At 54.2% G+C, this 11,702-nt stretch carries 8 protein-coding genes and 1 pseudogene; 8 read left to right on the forward strand and 1 reads right to left on the reverse strand.

Translation table 11 applies throughout. The features are described from left to right. A pseudogene (locus ACEQ15_RS17725) lies at nt 1–186 on the reverse strand (IS110 family transposase); the annotation flags it as partial. 444 nt (nt 187–630) lie between these two features. Between ACEQ15_RS17725 and ACEQ15_RS17730 the strand changes: the two are divergent. The 8 genes from ACEQ15_RS17730 (at nt 631) to ACEQ15_RS17765 (ending at nt 11,521) form a co-directional block, all read left to right on the forward strand. Next, nucleotides 631–1,608, forward strand: a complete 978-nt coding sequence (locus ACEQ15_RS17730) for a dipeptidase (RefSeq protein ID WP_370280588.1) — start codon at nt 631–633, stop codon at nt 1,606–1,608. A gap of 174 nt (nt 1,609–1,782) precedes the next feature. Further along, a complete protein-coding gene (locus tag ACEQ15_RS17735) occupies nt 1,783–2,313 on the forward strand; it encodes a DUF5943 domain-containing protein (protein ID WP_370280589.1) in 531 nt (176 codons plus the stop codon). A gap of 137 nt (nt 2,314–2,450) precedes the next feature. Continuing rightward, nucleotides 2,451–4,514 (forward strand): dimethylglycine demethylation protein DgcA, encoded by a 2,064-nt coding sequence (gene dgcA / locus ACEQ15_RS17740; protein ID WP_370280590.1) that lies wholly within the window; start codon nt 2,451–2,453, stop codon nt 4,512–4,514. Between the two features lie 96 nt (nt 4,515–4,610). Then, on the forward strand, nt 4,611–6,536 hold the full coding sequence (locus ACEQ15_RS17745) for a (Fe-S)-binding protein (protein WP_370280591.1): 1,926 nt from the start codon (nt 4,611–4,613) through the stop codon (nt 6,534–6,536). Further along, a complete protein-coding gene (locus ACEQ15_RS17750) occupies nt 6,536–7,786 on the forward strand; it encodes an electron transfer flavoprotein subunit alpha/FixB family protein (RefSeq protein WP_370280592.1) in 1,251 nt (416 codons plus the stop codon). Before ACEQ15_RS17745 ends, ACEQ15_RS17750 begins: the two co-directional genes overlap by 1 nt. Continuing rightward, nucleotides 7,776–8,561: an electron transfer flavoprotein subunit beta gene (locus ACEQ15_RS17755; protein WP_370280593.1), complete on the forward strand. Its 786-nt coding sequence runs from the start codon at nt 7,776–7,778 to the stop codon at nt 8,559–8,561. Before ACEQ15_RS17750 ends, ACEQ15_RS17755 begins: the two co-directional genes overlap by 11 nt. A gap of 74 nt (nt 8,562–8,635) precedes the next feature. Beyond that, nucleotides 8,636–8,878: a hypothetical protein gene (locus tag ACEQ15_RS17760; protein ID WP_370280594.1), complete on the forward strand. Its 243-nt coding sequence runs from the start codon at nt 8,636–8,638 to the stop codon at nt 8,876–8,878. A 1,068-nt stretch (nt 8,879–9,946) separates the two neighbouring features. Beyond that, complete coding sequence (locus tag ACEQ15_RS17765) at nt 9,947–11,521, forward strand: BCCT family transporter (protein ID WP_370280595.1); 1,575 nt, start codon at nt 9,947–9,949, stop codon at nt 11,519–11,521. The last annotated feature ends 181 nt before the right edge of the window (nt 11,522–11,702 follow it).

The following is an 11,702-nucleotide window of genomic DNA, read 5'->3' on the forward strand; positions in this document are numbered from 1 at the left end:
CGCCCAGTAGTGTGACCCGCAACACGCCTCCATCGCCACGCGGCACGGCGGTAACTTACTTAACTGTTTCAGCAGCTGTACCCACGCCACATTTTTTGAAAGCCGTGTATGTCCTTGTCCATCAATGCCGTGCAATTGAAATGACAACTTGGCGATATCGATACCAACGATGCTAATCTTACTCATAGTGGACCCCCTATCTAGTGATGCCGGTACAAACTTAATTGTGGCACTTAGGTGGGCGGGTCCATTTCATTTGCTACACATACGTGTCCGTAGCAGCCCGCTCCGAGGGCGACATTTCGGCGGTTAATTCACACCATGTGGTCGCGCTCGGAGAGCGCTGCTACAGGTGCATCTTATCGTTCTACTGTCGTAAATAACAAACGCGACACCCTAAATTCCCCTCTAAATCCCGCTGCAGGCCGCAATATACGGTCAATGACCCTTCGGTTGGTCGGTTTTAGTAATCCGCGGGTCGTTTCCAGCCTCTTACTGTCTTTTTCGAAAAATTACACTGAACGAAGTTTGGAAAGTTAGCCATCTTTCCCGTTTCTTGCCCATCTGCCGTTAGAGGGTGAGAAGCACATCCGGTTTAAGTCAGTTAGGTATAGAAAAAGGATAACAACAATGAACGCAGCCGATCTGCACAATGATTCCATCGTTATCGATGGCCTGATCTGCGCGAAGTGGAATCGCGAACTGTTTGAAGACATGAGCAAGGGCGGGCTGACCGCAGCGAACTGTACTGTGTCCTTCTGGGAAAACTTCGAAGGTACGGTTAAGAACATCGTAGAGATGAACCAGCTGATCGAAGCGAACAGCGATCTGCTGATGAAAGTACGCACCACCCGTGACATCTACCGCGCGAAAGAAGCAGGTGTGACCGGTGTGATGATGGGCTTCCAGAATGCTCACGCGTACGAAGATCAGATCGGCAACGTACAGATCTTTAAGGATCTGGGCGTGGGTATCACTCAGATGTGCTACAACACCCAGAACCTGGTGGGTACTGGCTGCTACGAGCGCGACGGTGGTCTGTCTGGTTTCGGTCACGAGATCGTAGCTGAGATGAACCGCGTTGGCGTTCTGTGTGACCTGTCTCACGTTGGTCCTAACACTGCGAAAGAAGTTATCGACGCATCCAACAAGCCAGTGGCGTACTCCCACTGTCTGCCTGCTGGCCTGAAAGAACACCCACGTAACCGTACCGATGAAGAGCTGAAGTACATCGCTGACAACGGCGGTTTCGTAGGTGTGACCATGTTTACTCCGTTCCTGCGTGCAGGTGTGAATGCAACCGTAGAAGACTACGTGGAAGCGATTCAGTACATCTACAACATCGTGGGTGAAGACGCGATCGGCATTGGTACCGACTTCACTCAGGGCCACGGCCAGGACTTCTTCGAATACCTGACTCACGACAAGGGGTACGCCCGTCGTCTGACCCGCTTCGGCGAAATCATCAACCCTAAAGGCATCCGTACAGTCGGTGAGTTCCCGAACCTGACTGAAGCGCTGTTGAACGCTGGTTTCTCTGAAACTCAGGTTCGCAAGATCATGGGTGAGAACTGGGTGAACCTGCTGAAAGAGGTTTGGGGCGAGTAATTAAACGGCCCCGTTACAGAGTATGTAGCGGGGCATCGGGCATCGGGTGATTGGGCTCCTCGATGGCTTTTGCCCCGTTACTCCTAATTTGCGTAATCCGGTTCTTACATCGCAATTGTATCGAAACAACACCGGTTACGCCTGACAACAGAATTGAATTTGAGGTTTTAAGAAATGGGTGTACACGCTCCAGAAATGCCAATCAACGTAGATGACGAAACCGGCGTATGGACTACTGACGCATTGCCAATGCTGTATGTGCCTCGTCACTTCTTCGTGAACAACCACATGGCGATCGAAGAGGAGATCGGTGCCGAGAAGTACGCTGAGATCCTGTACAAGGCTGGTTACAAATCTGCGCACTACTGGTGTGAAAAGGAAGCAGCTGAGCACGGCATGAGCGGTGCAGAGGTATGGGACCACTACATGAAGCGTCTGTCTCAGCGTGGCTGGGGCTTCTTCGTGACTGAAGAGCTGGACCTGGAAAAAGGCACTGCAAAAGTACGTCTGGAAAACTCTGCGTTCGTTTACCAGTATGGCCAGGTAAACCGCAAAGTGGACTACATGTTCACTGGTTGGTTTGCAGGTGCACTGGATCAGATCGCAGAAAGCCTGGGTTACGACGTTCGCACTAAAGCGGAACAGACCCAGTGTGCAGCCGAGGATGGTTGTGACGTTGGTTACTTCGAAGTAACCCCACTGTAAGACGCAACACGACAAGAGCAAAGCAGGTCTTCGGGCCTGCACACTAAAAACAAAATCTGGCACTAGGAGTCGAATTACAGCGCAATGGCTGTAAACGGCTCCAGCCAAATAAGAAATAAATAAGGTGGGGTCCGATTATGTCCCAGTTTGATGTGCTGTTTGAGCCGCTCAAGATTAACAAGCTGACCATCCGTAACCGTATTGTCAGCACCGCTCACGCCGAGGTTTACGCGACCGATGGCGGTATGACCACTGATCGCTATGTGAAGTACTACGAAGAAAAGGCCAAGGGTGGTTGTGGCCTGTGTATCTGTGGTGGTTCCAGTGTGGTTTCCATCGACAGTCCGCAAAGCTGGTGGAGTTCTGTAAACCTCTCCACTGATCGGATTATCCCTCACTTCCAGAATCTGGCCGACGCTGTACACAAGCACGGCGGCAAGATCATGATCCAGATTACCCACATGGGCCGTCGTTCCCGTTGGGACGGTGAAAACTGGGTTAACCTGATGTCTCCATCCGGTATCCGTGAGCCTGTTCACCGTGCGACTTGTAAGACCATCGAAGAGGAAGAGATCTGGCGCGTAATCGGCGACTTTGCTCAGGCGGCACGTCGTGCGAAAGAGGGTGGCCTGGACGGTGTTGAACTGTCTGCAGTACACCAGCACATGATCGACCAGTTCTGGTCTCCACGTGTAAACAAACGTACCGACAAATGGGGCGGCACTTTTGAAAACCGTATGCGCTTTGGTATGGAAGTACTGAAAGCGGTACGTGCAGAAGTAGGCCCTGATTTCGTTGTGGGCATGCGTATCACCGGTGACGAGTTCCACCCGGACGGTCTGAACCACGACGACATGAAAGAGATCGCAGCGTACTACAATGCCACCGGTCAGATTGACTACTTCGGTGTTGTAGGTTCCGGTTGTGACACCCACAACACGCTGGCGAACGTAATCCCGAACATGAGCTACCCACCTGAGCCGTTCCTGCACCTGGCAGCTGGCATCAAGGAAGTGGTAGACGTGCCTGTTATTCACGCACAGAACATCAAAGACCCTAACCAGGCGAAACGTATCATCGAAGCCGGTTATGTGGACTTCGTAGGCATGACCCGTGCACACATCGCTGACCCGCACCTGATCGCTAAGATCAAGATGGATCAGGTTGATCAGATCCGTCAGTGTGTTGGCGCGAACTACTGTATCGACCGTCAGTACCAGGGTCTGGACGTTTTGTGTATCCAGAACGCTGCAACCTCCCGTGAGTACATGGGGCTGCCACACATCATCGAAAAGACCGACGGTCAGATCCGTAAAGTGGTTGTTGTTGGCGGTGGCCCTGGTGGTCTGGAAGCCGCACGTGTTGCAGCCGAGCGTGGCCACAATGTAACCCTGATCGAAAAAGGCGAAGAGCTGGGTGGTCAGATCACGCTGGCATCTAAAGCACCACAGCGTGACCAGATTGCCGGTGTGACCCGTTGGCTGGTCATGGAGCTGGAACGTCTGGGTGTTGATATCCGTCTGGGTACCGCAGCCGATGTTGAGCTGGTTCGCGAACTGAAACCAGACGTATGTGTACTGGCAACCGGTGGTCGTCCTTACATCGATCAGAACCCGGAGTGGGGCGCAGAGGAAGGTCTGGTTATCTCCAGCTGGGATATCCTGAGCGGCAAAGTTGAGCCAGGTAAGAACATCCTGATCTACGATACCATCTGTGAGTTCTCCGGTATGTCTGCGGCTGACTACGCTGCATCCAAAGGCTCTCTGGTAGAGCTGGTAACCGACGACATCAAGCCGGGCGTAGGCATCGGTGGTACCACATTCCCAACTTACTACCGCTCTCTGTACGAGAAAGAGGTGATCATGACCTCTGACTTCCTGTTGGAGAAGGTATACCGCGAAGGCGACAACCTGGTAGCTGTACTGGAGAACGAGTACACCGGCCAGAAAGAGGAGCGCGTGGTAGATCAGGTAGTTGTTGAGAACGGTACCCGTCCAAACGAAGAGCTGTACTACGCACTGAAAGAGGAATCCCGCAACAAGGGTCAGATCGACAACGACGCGTTGTTCGATATCAAACCGCAGCCTGTGCTCTCCGAGTCCGGCGACGGCATGATCCTGTGGCGTCTGGGTGACTGTGTATCCCAGCGTAACGTGCATGCAGCAATGTATGATGCACTGCGCCTCTGCAAAGACCTCTAAGTCGTTATACCGTCACTCCGCTGCGGTGGGGTGACGGCATTTCTAGAATAACAGGGCAGGTCCACTGCCCGTACACCAGTTCTGTGAGGGTGAAAAATGGTTCTCGACTGGTTACCTTCTGTTTTGATCGCCGTCGCACTGTCTCTGGCAGTGATCGGTGCAGTACGTCGCGTAAGCTTGTGGCGTGCCGGTCAGCCTGACAAGGTTGATCTGATCGCCGGTCTGATGGCAATGCCAAAGCGCTACCTGCACGATCTGCACGATGTAGTAGAGCGCGATAAGTACATGTCTAAAACCCACGCCGCAACCGGTGGTGGTTTTGTTCTCTCCGTAGTGTTGATTCTGGCGGTGCACCTGTTTGGTGTAGATAGCCAGATTCTGGCCTGGGCGCTGTTGGTGGCGCTGGTGCTGATGTTTGTGGGTGCACTGTTTGTATTCAAGCGCCGCATGGACCCACCAAGCCGTATCTCCAAAGGCCCTTGGATGCGCCTGCCGAAAAGTCTGCTGGCGTTCTCCTCTGCGTTTATCATCCTGACCCTGCCTGTAGCTGGCATTCTGCCGGAAGGTACTGGCGGTTGGGTGCTGACGATTATCCTGAGCGTAGTGATCGCGATGGGTCTGGCCGAGATGCTGTTCGGTATGACCTGGGGTGGTCCGATGAAGCACGCCTTTGCTGGTGCGTTGCATCTGGCATTCCACCGTCGTCAGGAGCGTTTTGGCGGTGGTCGTTCCACCGGTCTGAAACCGGTTGATCTGACTGCGAACGATGGCAAGCCAGAGATTCTGGGTGTTTCCAAACCAAAAGACTTTAAATGGAACCAGCTGCTGGGTTTTGATGCCTGCGTACAGTGTGGTCGCTGTGAAGCAATGTGCCCGGCGTTTGCTGCTGGCCAGCCGCTGAACCCGAAAAAACTGATCCAGGATATGGTGGTGGGTCTGGCCGGTGGTACCGATGCCAAATATGCCGGTAGCCCATACCCGGGTAAAGAAGTCGGTTACGCCAAGGGTGGACCGGATCAGATCATCACTCAAGGTTTGGTTGATCCTGAGACGCTGTGGTCCTGTACGACTTGCCGCGCCTGTGTGGAAGAGTGCCCGATGATGATCGAGCACGTGGATGCGATCGTTGATATGCGCCGCTTCCTGACTATGGAGAAGGGCAACACCCCGAACAAGGGGGCTGAAGTCCTGGATAACATCATCGCGACCGATAACCCGAACGGTTACGCTCCGGCGAACCGTGCCAACTGGGCAGCGGACCAGAACCTGCCGCTGATGCGCGATGTGAAGAAAGCGGATGTGCTGTTCTGGGTATCTGACGGTGCTTTCGATATGCGCAGCCAGCGTATCCTGCGCTCCTTCGTGAAACTGATGAAAGCAGCGAATGTCGATGTGGCGATCCTGGGTGACGAAGAGCTGGATAGCGGTGACGTAGCCCGTCGTCTGGGTGACGATGCTGTGTTCCAGAGCCTGGCGAAGCGTAACCTGGAGATTCTGTCCCAGTACGAGTTTAAAACTATCGTGACCACAGACCCGCACGCATACCATTGTCTGCGTAACGAGTACGGTGACTTTGGTAGCGACGCGCTGGACGGTGTAGAAGTTCTGCACCACACCACCTACCTGAACCGTCTGGTACAGGAAGGCGACCTGAACCTGGAGCCGTTCAAAGGTGGCACAGTAACCTATCACGACCCATGTTACCTGGGCCGTTACAACGGTGAATACGAAGCACCACGTGAGCTGTTGCGCTCCCTGGGCATCGAGATCGCCGAGATGGAACGTTCCGGTTTCCGCTCCCGCTGCTGTGGCGGTGGTGGTGGCGCACCAATCACCGATATTCCGGGTGAACGTCGTATCGCTGACATGCGTATGGAAGACGTAAACACCACCGGTGCCGAGTTGGTAGCGGTAGGCTGTCAGCAGTGTACTGCGATGCTGGAAGGTGTGGTTGAGCCGCGTCCGGAGGTGAAAGACATTGCCGAGATTCTGGCTGATCAGCTGATCGAGGAGGTGCACTGATGAGTGATGTAATTCGTCGCGATCCACGCGCTGAATGGATCGCCCGTAACCGCCTGCATCCACTACATGGCACAATTGCTGTGGGTGATGATGCGGAAGTACGTGGCCCGTCGGGTCTGCTGCGTAAGAACCCACACAAAGTTGGCTTTATCGGTCCAAACGGCATCAAGCGTATCGACCGTCTGAAAGGCAACGGTGCGGCATCCGGTATGGGCCGTCGCAGCAGTGGTCCGCAGGAAGTTCAGCTGCCGCTGCACAGCGTTGAGAGTCCAGATTTCTACATCGTCGTGGTACCGGATCTGGTGGGCGGTCGTCTCACCAGCCAGGATAAAGATATCCTGGGTCAGGCGCACAAGATTGCAAACGGCATCAAAGGCGAGGGCGCTGTAGTTGCCGTATGCTTCGGTGAAAGCAAAGAAGAGAACTACGACACTGCCGGTGTGGATCGCCTCATCCACCTGGAAGGTGAAGAGTACGAAGGCTTCAGCCCTGAGCAGCGTCTGGCGGCGCTGGTTCAGGTCGAGGCCAGCCTGCAGCCGAAGCACTGGTTGTTCCCGGACAGCGTGAACGGTGGTACCGATCTGGGTTCCCGTCTGGCAGCACGTCTGGGCGAGCGTCCGGCGGTTCAGGCTTGGCAGGTTACCCACGAGACTACCGTCAGCCGTGGCGCATCCCAGAGCCTGGATATCACGCGTGAAACACCGCGTATCCTGATGCTGTTGGAAGAGTGTGCAGACGCGATCGATGAAACCCGTCACGAAGCGAAAGCGCTCGAGCTGGATTCCGTGCCGCGTGCCATCGTTCAGCTGCAGGATCAGGGCCAGGTGGCTGTGGATCCAAACGCAATCCCACTAGCTGAAGCCGAGTTTATCCTCTCTGCAGGTAACGGTATTCACAACTGGGATCAGTTCCACGACACCGCGGCTGCACTGGGTGCCACTGAAGGCGCGAGCCGTGTGGCGGTGGACGATGGCTTTATGCCGCGTTTCCGTCAGGTGGGTGCAACCGGTACCTGGGTAACCGCACGTGTTTATCTCGCAGTGGGCATCTCCGGTGCGATCCAGCACATGCAGGGTATCGGGCAGTGTGACAAAGTTGTCGCCATCAACACCGATGCCGGTTGTGACATGGTGAAACGTGCTGCGCTGAGTGCCATCGGCGACAGTGAAGAGATCCTGGGCGAGCTGCTGAAGCTGGCGCAGGAACACCGTGCGAACAAGGGTGAGGAGGGCGAACAGAATGCAGCCTAATATTAAGCAGTCATTGGATATCGTCTCCCTGGTCTCTATCGGCCAGCACCCACAGTCCGGTCGTGTACGCCGTGCCGAGCAGGACGGTCGCGCAGTGGAATTGGGCATGAATCTGGGCGGTGATAACCTCACCGTTCTGCATGCCGGTGACCCGCAGGAGCAGGCACTGCGTACCTACGCAGGTATGGGCCTGTCTTCCATGCAGGTACTGAACCTGGATTTGCAGGATGATGCGGTACCGGCCCTGGCCGACTACCTGCAGCAGCTGCGCCCGGACATTGTTCTGACCGGTGTACGTGCAGAAAGCGGTGAATCCTCCGGTATGGTGCCATACCTGCTGGCGGAGAAGCTGAACTGGCCAGTCGTGGCGCGTATCGCTGATATCGTCTCTGTAGAAGATGGTGTTGCAGAAGTGATGCTGGCACTGCCACGTGGTCAGCGCCGTGCACTGAAAGTCGCACTGCCGTTTGTGGCGAGTGTTGATAACGCGGCACCGGAAGCACGGCAGAGTGCATACGGTCCGGGTATCCGCGCTCAGATCGAACCGCTGGCGGGTGTGAAGGAAGAGGATACTGTTCGCAGTAACTGGTCCGAAGCCAAGGCCAAACCACGGCCGAAACGTTTGAAGGTGGTCAAAGCCAAGACTGCTGCAGAGCGATTCAAGGCTGCGACCGCCAAGCCTCAGGGCGAAGCGGGTAAGGTATTGAAAGGCGTGCCAGCCAAAGAGCAGGCACAAGAGATCTTCAATCTTCTGCTAGAAGAGAAGGTGATCTAAAGTACGTGTAAGATCAAAAACCTGGGGTTGTTTTAGCATCCCCGGGTTTTTTAGTTTCGGGGGAAACAAAAATTATGATGATCGTAGACCTGGTTGATGAACGAGACTTCAATGAAAAACTGATCGCATTGGGTGTGGCCATTACACCGGATAGCGTGCTCGACGAGAGCAAAGGTGCCGTCTTGGCCTGGCTGGCGGATAATGAAGAGGGTAAAGCGGCACTTAAGGCGCTGTTTGAAACTCTGGAAAACGGTGAGATCACCGTGCTGCCGGATGTGAAAACCGTGATTGAAGAGCTGTCTGTAGCACTTCAGTAATACCTAGAACGCATACGACCAGGAGGCCAGTGCAGATGGATAAACACATCGTAAAACAGTGGATAGGTATTCTGCTGCTGGCCTTTGTCGTGTGTGGTCTGGGCTGGCTGGCCTGGATTGATTTGGTGGGTTAACCGAATCCTGCGTGTTTTGTAGGGCTGGCTCGTCGTCATCGAAGGTGATTAGCCTGCCGGCAGGCTGAAGCCTGCCCTACATTGGGTATTGTGCCTCCATAAACCAAATACCAAGCTCGAACCCTGTAGCAGCGGGCTCCGACCGCGACCTTTCGAAGCCTGGAACATGTCGCCCTCAGAGCGGGCTGCTACAGCGTACAAACCACCTCCATTGGTGAAATCTGACTCCTAACTCTGTAGCAGCGGGCTTTTATGCCCTTTGGGTGCCGACCGCGACCTTTCGAAGCGCGGATTATGTCGCCCTCAGAGCGGGCTGCTACAAAACACAAACCACCTACGGTGGTGAAATCAGACACCGAACCCTGTAGCAGCGGTCTCCGACCGCGACCATTCGAAGCGCGGAACATGCCACCCTCAGAGCGGGCTGCTACATACACACCCCCAAAACACCCCAAAAAACACTACATATTTCACTTTGCATAAATGCTGCTTATTTGTGCATTTCTATGCATATTTGGTGCATTTTGAAGCATTTTTTAAGCATGTCGATAACGGACAGCTTTCATCTATATGTGTCGCTAAAAGTCACTTTCAGAAATTCCACTCCTCGTAATATTGAATGGTCTGATCAGGAACCTTAAGCGGTTTTGCTCACCGGGGCTGTAAGAGCCGGCCTCACGGGGGAGTCGCAATATCCCTATCTCAGAGAAGTCATTGTCAACCTGCCAAGGGCAATTTGTCGTGCTGAGATAAGAATGTTCGCCAAGCCAGATTTGAAGCAAGAACGTTTACGGTTCCACGCATTTGATCAGCGAGTTCGTAAACAAAAACTCGACACTACCTATCGCCGTTATGCACTGCCAAGCCGGTTTCGGTTCCCCGGCAGTACCGCTCAGCGGGGATAGAAATTCTAATAAAAATACGGAGTAGTTCTATGAACCAAATGGCAACAGATCGCCCTAAGTCGGCGGAGTATACCTCCGACTATAAGGCGGGTCAGGATAACGTGCAGATCATGGGTATGGATGTCCATAACCCGGTCTTCACTACCAGTGCTCTGGCTATCCTTTCCTTCATCGTGCTGGCATTGCTTTTCCCTGCTGACGCAAAAGAGATGCTTGTTGGTGCACGTACCTGGTCTATCGAGACTTTCGATTGGCTGTTCATGATTGGCGGTAACGTCTTCGTCCTCTTCTGTCTTGCTCTGATTGTCCTGCCGGTAGGTAAGGTTCGCCTGGGTGGCGCTTCTGCAAAGCCTGAGTTTAGCCGTCTGTCCTGGTTCTCCATGCTGTTCGCAGCAGGTATGGGTATCGGTCTGATGTTCTGGAGTGTGGCGGAGCCAGTGGCTTACTACACCGATTGGTGGGGTACTCCGCTGAACGCTGAAGCGAAAACACCGGACGGTGCGTCTGCTGCTATGGGCGCAACCATGTTCCACTGGGGCCTGCACCCATGGGCAATCTACGGTGTTGTTGCACTGGCACTGGGATTCTTCACCTACAACAAGGGTCTGCCGCTGACCATCCGTTCCGCTTTCTACCCGCTGCTGGGTGAGCGTGTATGGGGTCTGCCGGGTCACATCATCGATATCGTTGCAGTCCTGGCGACCATCTTTGGTCTGGCGACTTCTCTGGGTCTGGGTGCATCCCAGGCAGGTGGTGGCCTGAGCTTCCTGTTCGGCATCGAAAACAACATCTCCACTCAGGTAGCAATCATCGTAGCCGTATCCGCAATCGCGATCTTCTCCGTAGTTCGTGGTCTGGACGGTGGCGTTAAGATTTTGAGTAACATCAACATGACCCTGGCGGGCGTGCTGATGCTGTTCGTGATCCTGGCGGGTTCTGTTGCAGGTTTCTTCGGCAACCTGTTCGGTACTATCGGTGCATACGCAGAGGACATCATTCCACTGAGTAACTGGATGGGCCGTGAAGACGAGAAGTTCTACAAAGGCTGGACCGTGTTCTACTGGGCATGGTGGGTATCCTGGTCTCCATTCGTAGGTATGTTCATCGCACGCGTATCCAAAGGCCGTACCGTACGTGAGTTCATGATCGCAGTACTGCTGATCCCAACGCTGGTATCCGCTGTATGGATGGCTGCATTCGGTGCGCAGGCGCTGGATCAGATTCAGAACAACGTAGGTCAGCTGACAGGTGGCTTGGGCGACGTATCCCTGGCGATGTTCCAGATGCTGGAAAACCTGCCAATGGCTGAGATTACCTCTGCTCTGGCAATCGTTTTGGTACTGGTGTTCTTCATCACCTCTTCCGACTCCGGTTCCCTGGTAATCGACTCCATCACCGCAGGCGGTAAAGTAAACGCACCAGTTCCACAGCGTATCTTCTGGGCTGTGCTGCAGGGTGTTATCGCAGGTGTACTGCTTTACGGTGGCGGCTCCGAAGCCCTGACCGCACTGCAGGCAGGTGCGATCACCACAGGTCTGCCGTTTACGGCAATCCTGCTGCTGATGTGTGTCAGCATCTACAAAGGTCTGAAAACTGAGGTTTAAGGGTTGTAGATAACAAGCACGCAAGAAAAAGCCGGCGAAAGCCCACTGCTGTCCCATAGTTTTTGATCATAAAGGGATCCTCAGTTGAGGATCCCTTTTTTGCTTATCTGGTGGCTCTGGATTTAATAGCTCAACCAGTGGTTTTCGCTCAAATAAACTCACCTGAAGTACCCGCATGATG

Source organism: Pontibacterium sp., assembly GCF_964228735.1.
GTDB lineage: Bacteria > Pseudomonadota > Gammaproteobacteria > Pseudomonadales > Balneatricaceae > Pontibacterium.